The following is a 16,950-nucleotide window of genomic DNA, read 5'->3' as shown; positions in this document are numbered from 1 at the left end:
CGGTAGACCTTCCACGTGGAAGGTCTACTGAGCACTCAGGAAGCGTCCTGCTCGCGCTGGGCGCCGACCCAGCGCGTGTGGTGGTGCAGCAGCCAGCGCTCGACCGCCTTGATGACGTGGTGGCTGCGGATCGAGCCGAAGACCTCGAACGCGTGCTGGGTGCCGGGGAACTCGGCGTAGGTCACGGTCGCTTTCGACTCGCGCTTGAGGGCGTCGACGAACGCGCGCGCCTGGGCGACGTGGACCAGCGAGTCGTTGGCGCCGTGCAGCACGAAGAAGTCGGGCGCGTCGGGCGAGACGTGGGCGAGCGGGGATGCCTTCACGAAGTCGTCGAGGTGGGTGCGCGGGTCCTTCTTGAACACCCGCGGGCCGAGGAAGTAGTCGCGCAGGTCAGTCGCCGCCTTGTCGCCGGTGATCCCGGCCAGGTCGTAGACGCCGTAGAACGGCACGCACCCGGCGACGCTGGTGTCCGCACTCTCGAAGCCGGGCTGGTACTCCGCCTCGCCCGGGGTGAGGGCGGCCAGCGCTGCGAGGTGGCCCCCGGCAGAACCTCCGGTGATGACGAGGTACGCCGGGTCGCCGCCGTACGACGCGATGTTGGCGCGCGTCCAGGCGATCGCCTTCTTCACGTCGACGATCTGCGCTGGGAAGGGGTGCTTGGGGGCGAGCCGGTAGTTCATCGCCACGCAGACCCAGCCGCGCTCGGCCATCCGGTTCATCAGCAGCAGGCCCTGTTGCTCCTTGGTGCCGATGGTCCAGCCGCCGCCGTGGACCTGCACGAGCACGGGCGCGTTCTCGAGGTCGACACCCTTGGGCCGGTAGATGTCCAGCCGCGCCCGCTTGCCGCCCGCGGTGTAGTTGATGTCGCGGATGACCTCGACGTCGGGCTTGGTCAGCTTGAACGGTCGCGCGATCTCGCGCAGGGGAGTCTTCAGGTCCTCGGGTCCCGGCGGCTCCTCGAGCTCGTCGAGGTAGTCGGCGCCCAGGCCGTCACGCAGGGTCGTCTCGACGTGGGTCGCGGAGCGGGTGGCGTTGATGATCAGGTAGCCCAGGCCGGCCGTCGCGGCACCGGCGAGCAGGAGTCCGGTGCGGTCGGGATGACCCGGCTTGCGGCGTCGTACGGTCAGCTCGGCGGCCGTGTCCAGAGCGCTCGCGGCCAGCAGCTGCGGGGCCAGCTCGCTGGCCAGCCAGCCGGCGAAGAAGGCGGGGACCGAGGCATACCGACCGCCGAGCGGACGGACGGCGTTGGCCGTCAGGGCTGCGGTCACGAGCTGGCGACGGAGGTATCCCATGGTCGGCAAGGTTACGGCTCCGTACGCCCCTTTCGGTGTGAGAAGGGTGACCTCCAGAAAACTAGAACGTGTTCCAAGGTGCAGTCTAGAATCCGCCCATGGACCGCCTCAGTGGACTCGACGCGAGCTTCCTCTACCTGGAGAGCTCGGCGCAGCTGCTGCACGTCTGTGGGGTGATCGTCCTCGACCCCGCGACGATCCCGGGCGGCTACGACTTCAGTGGGTTCAAGGACGAGCTCGAACGCCGGATCGACGGCGTGCCGATGTTCCACCGCAAGCTCAAGCAGGTGCCGCTCGGCATCGACCACCCGGTCTGGGTGAACGACGACGACTTCGACATCGACCGGCATGTGCACCGGATGGCACTGCCCTCGCCGGGCGGCGAGCGCGAGCTGGCCGACCTGTGCGGACACATGGCCGGGATCCCGCTCGACCGGTCGCGTCCGTTGTGGGAGTTCGTGGTCATCGAGGGCCTCGAGTCGGGCAAGGTCGCGATCTTCACCAAGATGCACCACTGCACGGTCGACGGGGTCTCTGGCGCCAACGCGATCTCGTTCCTCTGCAGCCTCGAGCCCGACGCCCCGCCGCTGGAGTCGGCTCCCGGAGGCGCTGCAGTGGCGCGTACGCCGAGCGACACCGAGCTGCTCGCCCGCGGACTGATGACCAACCTGGGCAAGCCAGTGGCGGTGGCCAAGCTGGTCGGTCCGACTGCGGGTGTCCTCACCAAGACGATCGGCCGCGCCCGCAGCGGTACGGCGATGGCGGCTCCACTGCGCGCGCCGCGGACGTCGTTCAACGGCACCATCACCGGCCACCGGACCGTCGCGCTGGCCGACCTGTCGCTGGACAAGATCAAGGCGATCAAGAACGCCGTCCCGGGTGCCACCGTCAACGACGTCGTGATCACGCTGTGCGGCGGGGCACTGCGGCGCTATCTCGACGAGCGCGACGAGCTGCCGTCGAGCTCATTGGTCGCCTCGGTCCCCGTGTCGGTCCGCGGCAAGTCGAAGAAGGAGAGCGGGAGCAACAAGGTCTCCACTATCTTCTCCCGGCTCGGCACCGACGTCGCGGACCCGCTCGAGCGGCTGGCGCAGGTCTCCGAGGGCAACACCAACGCCAAGGAGCACCACAAGGCGATCCCGGCCGACACCCTCCAGGACTGGGCCGAGTTCGCGGCCCCGCGCACCTTCGGTCTCGCCGTACGGATGGTGTCCTCGCTGCGGCTGGCCGACACCGGTCCGGTGATCCACAACCTGGTGATCTCCAACGTCCCGGGCCCGCCGGTGCCGCTGTACTTCATCGGCGCGAAGATCGAGGGCCTCTACCCCCTCGGCCCGGTCTTCCACGGAGCCGGTCTGAACATCACGGTGATGTCGAGCGACGGCAAGGTGCACGTCGGCGCGATCGCCTGTCGCGAGCTGGTGCCCGAGCCCTGGAAGCTGACCGAGAAGTTCCCCGACGAGCTCGACGCCCTGCACCGGGCCGCCACGAGCAAGAGGAAGCCCGCCGCGAAGAGGAAGTCGGCCAAGAAGACCGGATAGTCCAGAACGAAAAGCCGCTCAGGACGCTCGGCTGACCGGTCGGGCGATCTGGACTATCCGGCTCTACGCATTCAGCCGTTGCCGATCGCGGATCCGGGCGGCGGTGACGTTCACGGCCTCGAGGAACGTCGGGGTGAAGCGGTCGGACTGTACGACGCAGCCGGCGTGGCCGCACGGTGCCTCGTGGACCGTCGCGCCGGGGATCCGCGCGGCCAGGCGGCGTTGACGGGCGGGTGGGATCGCCTTGTCCTTGCTCGGGATCACCACGGCGGTCGGTACGTCGATCCGGGCGAGCCAGGGGGTCGAGTGGTGGCGGCCGAGCGCCGCGACGGCCTGGGCCACCGCCCAGGGGCTGGTGCTGCGCCACTCCTCGAGGGCCCACTGAGCCAGGTCGAGGTCGGGCACGTTCAGGGCCTCGGCGGTCGACCGGGTGGCGCGGCGTACGGTCCGGGACTTCGAGAGCGTCCGCAGCGCGCCCATGCTGATCTCCATGCCTGAGTGGAAGACCGACTCGCTGCGGTTGGAGCGGAAGTGGTCGGTGGTGGCCGCGAGGACCAGCCCGCCGACGAGGTCGGGGTGCTGGCGCCAGACCCGTTGGGCGATCACCGACCCCATCGAGTAGCCAGCAATGATCGGATCCTCGAGGCCCAGCTCGGTGATCACCGCCGCGACGTCGTCGGCGCAGTCGTGCAGCGAGAAGCTCTCCGAGATGATGCCGCGGCCGTGCCAGCGCTGGTCGAAGACCACGACGCGGTAGCGCTCGGCGAGGCGGTGCACGACCGGGAACCAGGTGAGCATCCCGGTGCAGCCGACGGCGTGCAGGAGCACGATCGTCGGGGCACCCGGCGGGCCGGGCAGCTCGGTGAGCCAGGTGCGTCCGCGCCGGGGCAGCTGCAGCCAGCGACCCTGGGGGATCTCGACGTCGGGGAGCGCGACGTACGGGTCCAGCTGCTTGCGCACCGCGGTCCCGAGACAGCTCCCGACCCTCGACAGCACCGACATCACCTTCATCACAGGAGCCTCCGGTTGCGGTTGTCTGGCGGATCCCTAGACTAGAACAGGTTACAGTTTCTGCCGTGAAGGGGCCCCGCATGAGCGACGACGTGTCGGTCGAGATCCGCTCGGTGCTCACCGACGTCCTCGACAAGGGCCCCGAGGAGATCGAGGCCAGCTGGGCGGCGTGCGCCGAGGCGGGACTGCTCGGTCTGGCCGTCCCGGAGTCACACGGTGGCGAGGGACTCGGTGTCGCCGAGGTCAGCGTGCTGGTGCGCGAGGTCGGCGCCCGCGCCGGCGACCTGCCCGTCCGGGAGACGCTGTGCTGCGGGCTGCTGACCCTGGTCCGGAGCGGTACGCCGGAGCAGCAGGAGACGTTCCTGCCCCAGATCGCCGCCGGCAAGCTGCTCGTCGCACCGGCCCTCAACGAGCCCGGCCGAGCCCTGCCGCAGCGGCCGTCGACCCGGCTCGACGGTGATCGCCTGACCGGTCGCAAGGTCGCGGTCCCGACGTTCGCCGAGCTGTCCGGAGTCCCGTCCCTGTTGATCGTCTCGGCCACCGACGCAGGGGGCACGCCGGTCGTCGTACTCCTCGACCCGCAGAGCGAGGGTGTCTCGCGCACGACCACGCCGAGCTCACGCGGCAGGGAGGTCGAGGCGACCTACCAGTTCGACGGCGCCCCCGTCCTGGGCGTCCTCGCCGAGGGAGCCGCCGACGTGCTGCGTGAGCACGCGATCGCCGGGCTGCTGGCGCAGGGCGACGGACTGGTGGCCGGCGCCCGGGACCTCACGGCCGGCTACATCAAGGAGCGCACCCAGTTCGGCCGCCGGCTCGCGGAGTTCCAGGGCGTGGCGATCCAGATGGCGGAGGTGTACGTCGCCTCACGGATGGTCACCCTGGCCGCCGAGGAAGCGGTCCGCCGTGTCGGGGAGCAGCAGCCCGCCGGCGACGACCTCGCCATCGGCTCCTACTGGTTCTGCGACCGGGCACCGACCGCGCTGCAGACCTGCCAGCACCTGCACGGTGGGATGGGCGTCGACGAGACGTACCCCTTGCACCGCTACTTCGCCCGGGTCAAGGACGTCGCCCGGCTCCTGGGAGGTGTCGAGGCGACCCTCGCCGCCGTACCGGCCCGCGAGTCCGAGGAGGCCAAGAACCTCGAGCTCACCGCCGAGCAACAGGCGTTCAAGGACGAGGTGCGCAGCTACTTCTCCGGCCTGGTCGGTCCCGAGGACCGGCTGGAGATGATGAGCGACCGCCACGGCGAGGCCTACCACCGGATCATCCGGCAGATGGGCGAGGACAAGTGGATGGGCGTCGGCTGGCCGGTCGAGTACGGCGGTAAGGGACTCGGCGGCATCGAGCAGCAGATCTTCGCCAACGAGGCGGCCCGGGGCGACGTACACCTTCCGGCCGTGACGCTGCAGACCGTCGGCCCGACGCTGCAGGCCTTCGGGACCGAGAAGCAGAAGGACCTGTTCCTCGAACGCATCCTGGCCGGCGACGTGCACTTCGCGATCGGCTACTCCGAGGCCGACGCCGGCACCGACCTGGCCTCGCTCCGCACGACGGCCAAGCGGGACGGCGACCACTACGTCGTCAACGGCCAGAAGATGTGGACCACGGGCGGGCACGCCGCCGACTACATCTGGCTGGCAGTACGCACCGATCCCGACGCTCCCAAGCACAAGGGCATCTCGGTGCTGATCGTGGACACCAAGGACCCCGGCTACTCCTGGACGCCGATCATCACCTCCGACGGCTCGCACCACGTCAACGCGACGTACTACAACGACGTCCGCGTGCCCGTCGACATGCTCGTCGGCGAGGAGAACGAGGGCTGGCGGCTGATCACCACCCAGCTCAACCACGAGCGGGTGATGCTCGGACCGGCCGGCCGGCTCGAGGGGCTGCGCGACCTGGTCGCGGAGTGGGCCGAGGGTCGCACCGACCCCGACGGGACCCCGTTGCTGGAGATCGGCTGGGTGCGCGACACCCTGGCCCGGACGACCGCGGCGTTCCGGGTCAACGAGCTGCTCAACTGGCAGGTCGCGGGCACCGGGGCGACGGGGCGCGAGGCAGTGGCGGACGCATCGGCCTCGAAGGTGTTCGCCTCCGACGAGGTGCAGGTGCTCGGGCTGGCCCTCGAGCGTGTGGTCACGGCGTACGGCGACCCGGCCGACCCGGAGACCGCGCTGCTGATGCACTACCTCGACGCGACCTCGAAGCGGAACCTCGTGCTCACCTTCGGCGGTGGTGTCAACGAGGTGCAGAGCGAGCTGATCTCGATGTTCGGCCTCGGCCTGCCGAAGGTGCCGCGATGACGGACACCCATGCGCGGATCCTCAGCGAGACCGAACGGATCAAGGCACTCGGGGAGACCGCGCCACGTCTGGCGCGCGACCCGGTGAGCCAGCCGATCATCAACGCCTGGCTGGACGCCATCGACGAGACCGACCCGCGGTTCACCGAAGGGCTGGCACCACCGGCGATGGCGCAGGTCTGGACGATGCCCGGCCTGCGCGGCACGCGTGGCGCCGACGACCCGCTGTCCCAGGCGATGGAGATGCTCGACGCCGCCGGCTTCACCTCGGTGCTCGGCACCAACTGCGACCAGGTCTACGAGCGCTACCTGAAGGTCGGCGAGCAGGTCTCGGTGACGACCCGGCTCGTGGACGTCGCCGGACCGAAGCAGACCGGCGTCGGTGAGGGCTACTTCGTCACCACCCGCAACGTCTGGCGCGTCGGCGACGAAGAGGTCGCCTCGATGCAGTTCCGGGTGCTCAAGTTCAAGCCCGGACAAGGTGGTCGAGCAGCGAGCGAAGCGAGCGATCAGTCGAGACCACAGGGCCCCGATCGTTCCGAGATCATCCGTCCGGTGGTCAACCAGGACACGGCGTACTTCTGGGAGGGCACCCGGCAGGGCGAGCTTCGGCTGCAGACGTGCAACGCCTGTGGCGAGCTGCGCCACCCGCCCGGACCCGTCTGCCCGTCGTGCCACGCGATGGACCGGGGGTACGTCGTCGCGAGCGGTCGCGGCACCGTGTTCAGCTTCCTCGTGCACCACGCCCCACAGATGCCCGGGCGTGAGCTCCCGCTGACGATCGCGCTGGTGGAGCTCGAGGAGGGGGTGCGGGTGGTGGCCGCCGTACGCGGCAACCCGGAGGACCTCGCGATCGGCGACCCGGTCGTCGTCGCCTGGGACAAGGTCGACGACGAGCTCACCCTCCCTGTCTGGGAGCTGGCCCGGTGAAGGGGACCGTCCTCCCGCAGTGGGAGCTGCCGATCACGCCGACGGTCGTCACCTCGACCGCGATCGCGACACGCGACTACCAGGACGTGCACCACGACCGCGACCTCGCGCAGTCGCACGGCTCGAAGGACATCTTCGTGAACATCCTCAGCACGACCGGGCTGGTGCAGAAGTACGTCGGGGACTGGGCTCGTGACGCGGTGGGTCCGGACTTCGTCGTACGCTCCTGTGCGCTGCGGCTCGGCGCGCCGGCCCATCCCTACGACACGTTGAGCTTCTCGGGCGAGGTCGTCGACGACTCCGACGGCATGCTCACCATCGACGTGATCGGACGAGTGCCGCTCGGGGACCACGTGACCGCGAAGGTGGCGATCACCCGATGAGTCTCAGCGGCCGGGCGGCGATCGTCGGCATCGGTGCGACCGAGTTCTCCAAGGAGTCCGGTCGCTCCGAGCTCCAGCTCTCGGCCGAGGCCACCCTCGCCGCGCTGGCCGACGCTGGACTGACGCCGGCTGACGTCGACGGGCTGACCACCTTCACGATGGACAACAGCTCGGAGATCGCGCTGGCGCGCGAGCTCGGCATGGGCGACCTGCGGTTCTTCAGCCGGATCAACTACGGCGGCGGGGCGGCCTGCGCGACGGTGCAGCAGGCGGCGATGGCGGTCGCGACCGGTGTCGCTGAGGTCGTGGTCTGCTACCGCGGCTTCAACGAACGATCGGGTCAGCGGTTCGGCCAGGTCTCCAGCTGGGCGGCCGCACAGGTCAACACCAACGGCCTCGACAACGCGATGACCTACCCGCACGGCCTCTCCACGCCGGCGGCGACGGTGGCGATGCAGGCGCGGCGCTACATGCACGAGTACGGCGCCACCTCGGCCGACTTCGGTGCCGTGGCCGTGGCCGACCGGCGTCACGCCGCGAACAACCCGGACGCCTTCTTCTACGGCAAGCCCATCACCATCGAGGACCACCAGTCGTCGCGGATGATCGCCGACCCGCTGCGACTCCTGGACTGCTGCCAGGAGAGTGACGGTGCCGTCGCCCTGGTCGTGACCTCACCCTCGCGCGCGGCCTCCTTGAAGCAGCCGGCTGTCTCCATCGCAGCCGCGGCGCAGGGGAGTGCTCCGGACCAGTACGTGATGACGTCGTACTACCGCGACGACATCGGCGTCCCCGAGATGGGCGTGGTCGGACGCGAGCTGTGGCGCCAGTCCGGGCTCACCCAGGACGACATCGCGATGGCGGTGCTCTACGACCACTTCACGCCGTACGTCCTGATGCAGCTGGAGGAGCTCGGCTTCTGCGGCCGCGGCGAGGCTCCGGGCTTCATCGCCGACGGCGCCATCGAGATCGGCGGCCGGCTGCCCCTGAACACCCACGGCGGCCAGCTCGGCGAGGCCTACATCCACGGCATGAACGGCATCGCCGAGGCGGCCCGCCAGGTCCGCGGCACCTCCGTCAACCAGGTCCCCGACGCCGAGCACGTCCTCGTCACCGCCGGCACCGGCGTCCCCACCTCCGGCCTCATCCTCAGCAAGTAGTTCCCGACCGGGCACTTTCGGTTGGCCGTACTGCGCTGACCGGGAGATTTTGGTTGGCCGTACGGCGCTGACTGGGGGTATTGGTTGGCCGGTCGGCGTACTCCGGCCAACCAGAACTGCCCGCTCGGCGTACTCCGGCCAACCAGAACTGCCCGCTCGGCGTACTCCGGCCAACCAGAACTGCCCGGTCGGCGAATTAGCAGCGCACCTGATCACGGCTAGACTCGGCGGCTGTGCCCATGGGCACCCGAGATCCCCGACACGTGAAGGCGCGAGCAGACGCATGGCTACGACGAACGACCTGAAGAACGGCATGGTGCTCAACCTCGACGGCCAGCTCTGGCAGGTCATCTGGTTCCAGCACCACAAGCCCGGCAAGGGTGGGGCGGTCATGCGGACCAAGCTGAAGAACATCGAGTCGGGCAAGACCGTCGACAAGACCTTCAACGCCGACGTGAAGGTCGAGGTGGCCAACGTCGACAAGCGGACGATGCAGTACCTCTACAACGACGGCACCTCCTACGTCTTCATGGACACCGGCACCTACGAGCAGCTCGAGGTCGCGCCGGAGATCGTCGGCGACATGAAGAACTTCATGCTGGAGAACCAGGAGGCGATCGTCGCCACCAACGATGGTCGGGTGCTCTACATCGAGCTGCCGGCCTCCGTCGAGCTCGAGGTCACCTACACCGAGCCAGGCCTGCAGGGCGACCGCTCCACCGGCGGGACCAAGCCCGCCACCGTCGAGACCGGCGCCACCGTCTCGGTGCCGCTGTTCATCGTCACCGGCGAGAAGATCAAGGTCGACACCCGCGACTCGTCGTACCTCGGCCGCGTCAGCAGCTGATCCACCCATGAGCGCACGCTCCAAGGCCCGCAAACGGGCTCTCGACCTGATCTACGCCTCCGAGATGCGCAACCGCTCCGCGCTCGAGGCGCTGGAGGAGCACGCCGAGGGCTCCCAGGTCAACGAGTACACCGCCGAGCTGGTCCGCGGTGTCACCGAGCACCGCGCCCGGCTCGACGAGGTGATCTCCTCCTACGTCCAGGGCTGGACGCTCGACCGGATGCCGGCCGTCGACCGCAACGTGCTCCGGATGGCCACCTACGAGGTGTTGTACGTCGACGACGTGCCCGACGCCGTGGCCGTCTCCGAGGCCCTCAACCTGGTCCGTGACCTGTCCACCGACGAGTCGCCGGCCTTCGTCAACGGCGTGCTCGGCAACATCGTGCGCGACCGCGAGACGCTCGCCGGGTGACCGCACCGATCGGGCAAAATGGTCGGGTGAGTTCCCGAGCCGACGAGCCCTCGCAGGTCCCGCTCCCGTCGGGGCTGCCTCCCGGGTGGACCGTGCGGGTGCCGGTGCTCGACGACCTTCCCGCGCTGGTCAGGCTCCGTGGCGAGGACCGCCTCCCCTTCACCGGCTCCTCGTCGGTCGACCGCGAGCAGATCGAGTCCGAGGTCGCGGGTCCGGCGTCCTGGACCCGCCGCCAGCTGCTGGCCATCGATCCCGCCGGTCGGCCGCGGGCCTGGATCATGGTGCACGACCGTGCGGCCCGCCGCACCATGGTGATGCTGTACGTCGACCGCACCATCGACGAAGCGGCTGTGATCGCCCGCGAGCTCTACGCCTGGGTCGAGGAGCAGGCCCGCGAGATCTCCCTGCTGCGCGAGGTCAGCGAGACCCGGCTCGACGCCAGCCCGTTCGCCGAGGACAAGGTGCAGCAGCAGTGGCTCGCCGACGCCGGCTACACCAAGCGCCGCACCTGGCCGCAGATGACCCGACCGGTCGAGCCCGAGGAGGCCACCTCGCTGCCCGGTCCGCGCGAGGGCGTCACCATCCGCCGCGTCGAGACCCACGGCAACGGGCTGCCGGTCGCCGGCGACCTGCACCTGGTCCACGAGATGCTGGAGTCCTCCTTCGAGGACCACTTCAACTCCTACCGCGAGAGCTTCCCGGAGTTCCTGCAACGGCTGCGCGAGGACCCCGGCCACCGTTGGGACCACTGGTGGCTGGCGTTCGTGCAGGGTGACGAGGGTCAGCCCCTGGCCGCAGGAGCGGTGGTCAGCACCGTGCTCCCCGAGAACGCCCAGGGCCACGAGGGCAGCTACATCGACTACATCGGCGTGCACAGGCACGCCCGTGGTCGTGGGGTCGCCAAGTCCCTGCTGTACACCGTGATCGCGGACGCCGCACGGCGTGGCCGCGACCGGGTCGGACTCGAGGTCGACGCCGACTCGCCCACAGGAGCTGACGGGCTCTACCACTCGATGGGCTGGAAGACCGACTACGTGATCGAGTCCTGGTTCAAGGAGCTCGAGGTACGCGACTGATCGGCCTGTTGGTGGCAGAGTCCACTGCGTGAATGACGCTGAAGTGCTCGGACGACAGGCCGATCAGAGTGACTGGCTCGACCGCGCGGCGCGGGTCGGGTTGGTGTCCTACGGCGTGGTGTACCTGCTCGTCGGTTGGCTGGCCATCCAGCTGGCGCTGGGGGACCACAGCGAGAACGCCAGTCCCCAGGGAGCTCTGTCCGAGCTGTCTCAACAGCCGTTCGGGGAGGCGCTGGTCTGGGCCGTCGCGATCGGGCTGACGCTGTTGGTGGTCTGGCGCGTGGTCGAGGCCGGATTCGGCCACCGCGAGAAGGAGGGCGGCGCCCGGGTCAGGGCGCGCCTGACCTCCGCGGGCAAGGCGGTGATCTACGCGGCCCTGGCGTTCACCGCCTACAAGATCGCGGCCGGTTCCGGGAGCTCGGGCAGCTCCGACCAGAAGTCGAAGACGATCACGGCGAAGGTGATGGACCTGCCGGCGGGCCAGTGGATCGTGGTGGCAGTCGGTCTGGCGATCATCGGGTACGCCGTGGGCGTCGCCTGGCGAGGCTGGAAGGAGAAGTTCGCGGAGGGCCTCCAGACCGAGGGCAAGCTGGGGTACTCCGGAGCGGCGTACCTGATCCTCGGCAAGGTGGGTCACATCGCCAAGGGCATCGCCTTTGCCATCGTCGGCGCCCTGTTCGTGTACGCCGGCATCTCGCACGACCCGGGCGAGAGCGGCGGGCTGGACGACGCCCTGCAGAAGGTGCTGCAGCAGCCGTTCGGTCCGTTCCTCCTGATCGCTGTCGCGGCGGGGATCATCTGCTACGGCCTGTTCTGCTTCGCGTGGGCTCGACACCTCGACCGGTGAGCCGACGCCGTTTCTCCGGTGCGATCGCGGGTGTCGGCTCCAGCAGCGGCGTCCGTGTCGTGGTCGGGCGCTGGGAGGACTCGCCCTTCGGCACGTTCGCCGACGTCATGCTCGCGGAGCCTGACGGCACCCGGGTGCTGCTGGCGCCGGACGAGCAGGTCGCGGACTTCGTCTCGTCCACCTACCGCTTCGACCGGGTCGAGATCGGTCCCGTCGTCGCGACGTCGGACTGGTCGGTCACCGCGCCAGGCCTTGCTCTCCGGCTCGGGACCGGGCCGCGCACGCCGCTGGGACGGCTGCTGCGGCTGGTGCCGGCACGGCTGGCCACCTCGCCCACGTGGACCCGAGCGACCGACCCGGTGGCGCGGGCCGTGCTCAGCGGCGTACGCACACGGGGCACGGCCGGCAACGGACGCCGCGAGTTCTACGGCGCGACCGACGTGCATCGGATCACCTCGCTCACCGGGTCCTGGCAGGGCGCCGACCTCGGGTCGCTGGCGCCGGTGTCACCCGAGCCCGGGTTCGGCTTCGGCTCGACCCCGCGGACCCCTTCGGTCACCACGATCGTGACGACGGTCGAGGCAACGAGTGCTTGACTGCTGCCATGGCGACGAACCAGTGCGACGTGGTGGTGATCGGGCTCGGACCGGGAGGTGAGGCGGTCGCGGGCGACCTGGCAAGGGCAGGACTCGACGTCGTCGGCATCGACGAGCGCCTGGTCGGTGGCGAGTGTCCCTACTACGGCTGCATCCCCAGCAAGATGATCATCCGTGCGGCCGACGCCCTGGCCGAGGGGAGGCGCATCGGCGACCTGGCCGGTACCGCCGAGGTCCATGCCGACTGGACGCCGGTGCACGCCCGCATCCGCGACGAGGCCACCGACGACTGGGACGACACCGTCGCTGTGAAGCGGCTCGAGGACGCCGGTGCGCGCTTCGTCCGCGGCCATGCCCGGCTCGCGGGCCCGCGGACCGTCGAGGTGAACGGCGAGACCTACGAGGCCTCGAAGGGAGTCGTGCTCAACCCCGGCACCCGTCCGGCGACCCCGCCCATCGAGGGGCTGGCGGACACGCCGTTCTGGACCAACCGCGAGATCCTGCGTACCGACACCCTGCCCTCGTCGCTGGCGGTCATCGGTGGTGGCCCGATCGGGGCTGAGCTGGCCCAGGCCGTCGCCCGCTTCGGCGTCCAGGTCACCGTGCTCGAGCTCGGACCACACATCCTCGGGCCGGTCGAGCCGGAGGCAGCCGCCGTGGTGGCCGATGTCTTCGGACGCGAGGGCATCCAGGTCCTGACCGGGATCACCATCTCCCGCGTCTCGTACGACGACGGCCAGTTCACCATCTCCGTGGGGGACCAGGACGTCACCGCCGAGAAGCTGCTCGTCGCGGCCGGGCGCATCCCGAACCTCGACGACCTCGGCCTCGACACGGTCGGCCTCGACCCGACCGCGCGCACCATCGCGACCGACGAGCGGATGATCGCCGCCGACGGGCTGTGGGCGATCGGTGACGTCGTCGGCCACGGCGCCTTCACGCACATGTCGATGTACCAGTCCGCGATCGCCGTCGCGAGCATTCTCGGCCAGGACGGCCCGACCGCCGACTATCGCGCCGTACCCCACGTCACCTTCACCGACCCCGAGGTGGGCGGAGTCGGGATGACCGAGAAGCAGGCCAGGGACGCCGGCCTGAACGTCCGCGTCGGCACCACCGACCTCGCCGCGTCGACCCGCGGCTGGATCGCGAAGGCCGAGGGCATCGTCAAGCTCGTCGAGGACGCCGACCGCGGCGTCCTGGTCGGCGCCAATGTCGTCGGGCCGGCCGGTGGCGAGATCCTCGCCATGCTCACCACGGCGGTGCACGCCGAGGTCCCGACGGAGACCCTCAAGTCGATGATCTACGCCTACCCGACCCTGCACCGGGCGATCCCCGCCGCGCTCACGAACCTCGCCTGACGCAGGCGACCCACCAGGTGACGCCATGGCCACGCTGACGTTGCGTTCCCACGGCTTCGCTCCGGAGCCGCTGGCCTGGGAGCGGTACGCCGACCCGGCGCTCTGGTCCACCTGGGCGCCGCAGATCCAGCGCGTGGACACCGACCTCAGCCGGCTCACTCCGGGCATGACCGGGACGGTCCGGGCGGGACTCCTGAGCCGTCCCACGCTCGGGATTCCCTTCCGCGTGCTCGCGGTCGACGAGGCCGCGCGCGAGTGGTCCTGGGAGGCGCACCTCGGACCGCTCACGCTGCACCTCGAGCACGGCGTCACCGCGCACCCGGCCGGGTCGGCCACCTGGCTCCGCATACGCGGGCCCTGGCCGGTGGTCATCGGCTATGCGCCGGTCGCGCGGTTGGCGCTCGGGCGCCTGGTCGCAGCCTGACGTCGCTGAGCGGCCGCGTCAGCCTCGGGTCTGGTCGGCCGTCCGCGGCGCCGACCGGAGGATCTTGTCCATCGCCTTGCCCTTGGCCAGCTCGTCGACCAGCTTGTCGAGGTAGCGGATCTTCTGCATCAGCGGGTCCTCGACCTCCTCGACGCGTACGCCGCACACGACTCCCGTGATCAGCCCGACGTCCGGGTTGAGGCGCGCCTCGGCGAAGAACTCCTCGAAGGTCGTGCCCGCCTCCAGCTGGTCCCGCAACGCTGCCTCGTCGAAGCCGGTCAGCCACTCGATCACCTCGAGCAGCTCCTCCTCGGAACGGCCCTTCCGCTCCACCTTCGCCACGTAGTGGGGCTAGACGGAGGCCACGCTGGCGTTGAAGATCCGGCTCATCGCGGTCAGCGTAGCGCTCGTCACATTCCTAGCGTCGGGGTCGGTCGTTGTTCGTGATGGTGCAGACGACCCAGGCGCCGGCGCCGACGTACGCCTTGCCGTCGTTGACTCTGGCACCTGTGCAGCGCCAGCTCGAGGCGGCGTAGCCGGTGGGGCCACCGGACTCGCCCAGCGTGTACCAGCCGGAGACCACCAGGGCCTTGGTGACTCCGGTCGAACCGGTGACGCCGAAGATCCGCGAGGGTCCTCGGGCCGACAGCGTCCAGTCGGTCGCATGCGCCCGGCCACCGTTGTCGTTGACGACCTTCTTCACCAGCGTCAGGTGTCCGCGTGGCTTATCGTTGTTGATGATCGTGCAGACCGCGGACGCACCGGCCGTCAGCCTGAGAAGGCCCTGGTAGTACGTTGCTCCGACACATCGCCAGGCGGACGCGACGTACCCGTCGGGACCCCCGGACTCCGCCAGGGCGTACCACCCGGGGTCGACGACCGCATTCGTGACCGCGGTCGAACCGGTGACGCCGGAGATCCGCAAGGGTCCCCTGGCCGACAGCGTCCAGTCGGTCGGACGCGCCCGGCCGCCGCTGTCGTTGACGAGCTTCTTCACCAGCGTCAGGTGCGTCGCCGCGGTCACGGGATTCACGACCTGCTCCAGCCCGGCCGAGCTGTCTGCGAAACCACCGCCCGAGTACGCCGCCAGGATCGAGTGGGAGCCGGTGGTCAGTGACGCAGTGGCGAGCGTGGCGGTGCCGTCCGCTGCGACGGGAACCGGCGCACCAAGTGGGGAACCACCGTCGCTGAACTGCACCGAGCCGGACGACACCGGGCTTCCTTCGGACGTGACCGTCGCGGTGAAGGTCACGCTGTCGCCTACCAGCGACGGGTTCAGGTTGGCGGACAACCCCGTACTGGTCGGGCTTGTCGTGGTGACGGTGAGGCACCAGCCCGAAGCAATGGATCCGGAGTCACCGGATGCGTCATCGACCACCCACAGGCTCCAGGTTCCGTTCGGGCTGGTCCCGTCGAAGGTCGACAGGGCGCTGGCAGGGCTCGGGCTCGGTGCCGGTGCGGGAAAAGCGTCGGCACCATCGGAGTCGTCGTCGGTCGGCTTGAATGTCCCGCTCACGATCGGGTCCGGGACGCCGCTCGCCGCGTCGTCGTCGAAGGTGACGTCCAACCCGCTGGCTGCCGACTGACCACCGACATCGCTCATCAGCGCCACGTTGGCGGTCGCTTGGGGCGCAGCCACCATCACGTCCAGGTCGACCGGCACCTGGTGCGACAGCCCCTTCAGCGTCGCGGTGACCTTGGTGACGTTGCCGGCCAACCCCGACACGGTGATGTGGGAGGGGTATGGCGTCGCGGTCCCCAGGGTGGGGACCAACAGCGAGCCGGTGTTGCAGAAGGTCGTGCCGTCGACCACGGTGGGGTTGTCGACCTGTTGCGTGAGATTGCCGTTGCTGGTCAGGAAACCGGTGGAACCGCTGTAGACAGCGCGGATCAGGTGCGCGTCCTGGGCGAGGACCGACGTGGTGAGCGAGGCCTGTCCGGAGGCGTTGAGGGCGACAGGCGCGCCGAGATCGGCCACGCCGTCGCTGAACTGGACCGTCCCGCTCGTGACGGGGTCGGCGCCGGCTCTCACGGTGGCCGTGAACGTCACCGGGCTGCCGGTGGTCGAGGGAGTGCCGGAGGTGGTCACGGCCGTGGTGGTCGGCGCCGCGATGGCTTCGGTCGTGAGCGCGAGGCTCCAACCTCCGGCCATGGACCCGACGTCCCCGGTGTTGTCGTCCACGACGTACAGCCGCCAGGTTCCGTTGGGGGTGATCCCCGTGAAGGCGTTGACCAAGGTCGTGTCCGACGACGGAGCCGGTGCAGGGCTCGGGAACGCGTCACCGCTCCCGTTGTTCGTCGGCTTGTAGCTGCCGCTCGGGATGCTGCCGGCAGGCACCGAGCCTGCGGCGGAGTCGGCGAAGGTGAGCGTGGCGTTGCTGGAGAACGCCAGCGTGTTCGGGTCACCGACGTCGGACAGCACGACAAGGTTGTCGCCGGACGGCGCGACCAGCAGTGCGTCGATGTCGTTGACCGCACTGTGCGTGAGGTTGTTGAACGTCACGGTCACGCCAGAGACGACACCCGTCATGCCGGACACCGCGATAGTGGACGGATAGGGATCGGCCGGTCCCGTCTGGTTCGCCGACCCGGTCGCTGGGATGGCCAAGGCCGCGGACTGGGAGAAGGTCGTCGGACCGTCGGCCGACGCGCTGGGCAACCCGGCGGGGCACGCCAGGCACACCCACACCAGGCTCAGGACAACGGCCGTACGCCGTGCCCGCGATCCTCCACGATCACGACGCAGCTCGAGCACACCCATCTCG

General features: G+C 69.8%; 16 protein-coding genes. 12 read left to right on the top strand and 4 right to left on the bottom strand.

Annotation, left to right across the window (positions count from 1 at the left end; all coding sequences use genetic code 11):
- Positions 1–35: 35 nt before the first annotated feature.
- The gene (locus tag H976_RS26525) at positions 36–1,292 is read right to left on the bottom strand and encodes an alpha/beta hydrolase (protein WP_036226634.1); all 1,257 of its coding nucleotides are present in this window, start codon (positions 1,290–1,292) and stop codon (positions 36–38) included.
- A 98-nt stretch (positions 1,293–1,390) separates the two neighbouring features.
- Here H976_RS26525 and H976_RS0115015 point away from each other — a divergent pair, with 98 nt between their 5' ends.
- Complete coding sequence (locus H976_RS0115015; protein ID WP_027862218.1) at positions 1,391–2,833, top strand: wax ester/triacylglycerol synthase family O-acyltransferase; 1,443 nt, start codon at positions 1,391–1,393, stop codon at positions 2,831–2,833.
- Positions 2,834–2,896: 63 nt separating this feature from the next.
- On the opposite strand, the gene H976_RS0115010 is transcribed toward H976_RS0115015, so the two are convergent.
- The gene (locus tag H976_RS0115010) at positions 2,897–3,844 is read right to left on the bottom strand and encodes an alpha/beta fold hydrolase (RefSeq protein WP_155918287.1); all 948 of its coding nucleotides are present in this window, start codon (positions 3,842–3,844) and stop codon (positions 2,897–2,899) included.
- A gap of 80 nt (positions 3,845–3,924) precedes the next feature.
- Between H976_RS0115010 and H976_RS0115005 the strand changes: the two genes are divergently transcribed.
- From H976_RS0115005 to H976_RS0114955, 11 genes are all read left to right on the top strand, one after another.
- Positions 3,925–6,150: an acyl-CoA dehydrogenase gene (locus H976_RS0115005; protein ID WP_027862216.1), complete on the top strand. Its 2,226-nt coding sequence runs from the start codon at positions 3,925–3,927 to the stop codon at positions 6,148–6,150.
- Positions 6,147–7,079 (top strand): bifunctional MaoC family dehydratase N-terminal/OB-fold nucleic acid binding domain-containing protein, encoded by a 933-nt coding sequence (locus H976_RS0115000; RefSeq protein ID WP_027862215.1) that lies wholly within the window; start codon positions 6,147–6,149, stop codon positions 7,077–7,079. Before H976_RS0115005 ends, H976_RS0115000 begins: the two co-directional genes overlap by 4 nt.
- Positions 7,076–7,462, top strand: coding sequence for a MaoC/PaaZ C-terminal domain-containing protein (locus H976_RS0114995; protein ID WP_155918285.1), 387 nt, complete (start codon positions 7,076–7,078; stop codon positions 7,460–7,462). Before H976_RS0115000 ends, H976_RS0114995 begins: the two co-directional genes overlap by 4 nt.
- On the top strand, positions 7,459–8,622 hold the full coding sequence (locus tag H976_RS0114990; RefSeq protein WP_027862213.1) for a lipid-transfer protein: 1,164 nt from the start codon (positions 7,459–7,461) through the stop codon (positions 8,620–8,622). Before H976_RS0114995 ends, H976_RS0114990 begins: the two co-directional genes overlap by 4 nt.
- Positions 8,623–8,905: 283 nt before the next feature.
- Positions 8,906–9,469, top strand: coding sequence for an elongation factor P (efp, locus tag H976_RS0114985; RefSeq protein ID WP_027862212.1), 564 nt, complete (start codon positions 8,906–8,908; stop codon positions 9,467–9,469).
- Between the two features lie 7 nt (positions 9,470–9,476).
- Positions 9,477–9,881 carry a transcription antitermination factor NusB gene (gene nusB / locus H976_RS0114980; protein ID WP_027862211.1) on the top strand — a complete coding sequence of 135 codons (405 nt, stop codon included), beginning with the start codon at positions 9,477–9,479 and terminating at the stop codon, positions 9,879–9,881.
- Between the two features lie 26 nt (positions 9,882–9,907).
- Positions 9,908–10,957 (top strand): GNAT family N-acetyltransferase, encoded by a 1,050-nt coding sequence (locus H976_RS0114975; protein ID WP_081682930.1) that lies wholly within the window; start codon positions 9,908–9,910, stop codon positions 10,955–10,957.
- 28 nt (positions 10,958–10,985) lie between these two features.
- Positions 10,986–11,804, top strand: coding sequence for a DUF1206 domain-containing protein (locus H976_RS0114970; protein ID WP_081682929.1), 819 nt, complete (start codon positions 10,986–10,988; stop codon positions 11,802–11,804).
- On the top strand, positions 11,801–12,400 hold the full coding sequence (locus H976_RS0114965) for a hypothetical protein (protein ID WP_027862208.1): 600 nt from the start codon (positions 11,801–11,803) through the stop codon (positions 12,398–12,400). Before H976_RS0114970 ends, H976_RS0114965 begins: the two co-directional genes overlap by 4 nt.
- Before the next feature lie 8 nt (positions 12,401–12,408).
- Positions 12,409–13,761 carry an NAD(P)/FAD-dependent oxidoreductase gene (locus tag H976_RS0114960; RefSeq protein WP_027862207.1) on the top strand — a complete coding sequence of 451 codons (1,353 nt, stop codon included), beginning with the start codon at positions 12,409–12,411 and terminating at the stop codon, positions 13,759–13,761.
- A 25-nt stretch (positions 13,762–13,786) separates the two neighbouring features.
- Positions 13,787–14,185 (top strand): SRPBCC family protein, encoded by a 399-nt coding sequence (locus tag H976_RS0114955; protein ID WP_027862206.1) that lies wholly within the window; start codon positions 13,787–13,789, stop codon positions 14,183–14,185.
- Positions 14,186–14,203: 18 nt separating this feature from the next.
- Here the strand turns inward: H976_RS0114955 and H976_RS26520 are convergent, their stop codons facing one another.
- Together H976_RS26520 and H976_RS0114945 are read right to left on the bottom strand one after the other, a co-directional pair.
- Entirely contained in the window at positions 14,204–14,527 is a 324-nt protein-coding gene (locus H976_RS26520; protein ID WP_231388948.1) for a DUF2200 domain-containing protein, read from the bottom strand.
- Between the two features lie 76 nt (positions 14,528–14,603).
- Positions 14,604–16,946 (bottom strand): Ig-like domain repeat protein, encoded by a 2,343-nt coding sequence (locus tag H976_RS0114945; protein ID WP_027862205.1) that lies wholly within the window; start codon positions 16,944–16,946, stop codon positions 14,604–14,606.
- Between the last annotated feature and the right edge of the window lie 4 nt (positions 16,947–16,950).

Origin of the sequence: Marmoricola sp. URHB0036, assembly GCF_000426045.1 — a bacterium.
Lineage (GTDB): Bacteria > Actinomycetota > Actinomycetes > Propionibacteriales > Nocardioidaceae > Marmoricola.
Note: the sequence above shows the minus strand (reverse complement) of the source record. Positions and strands in the feature narration are given on the sequence as shown.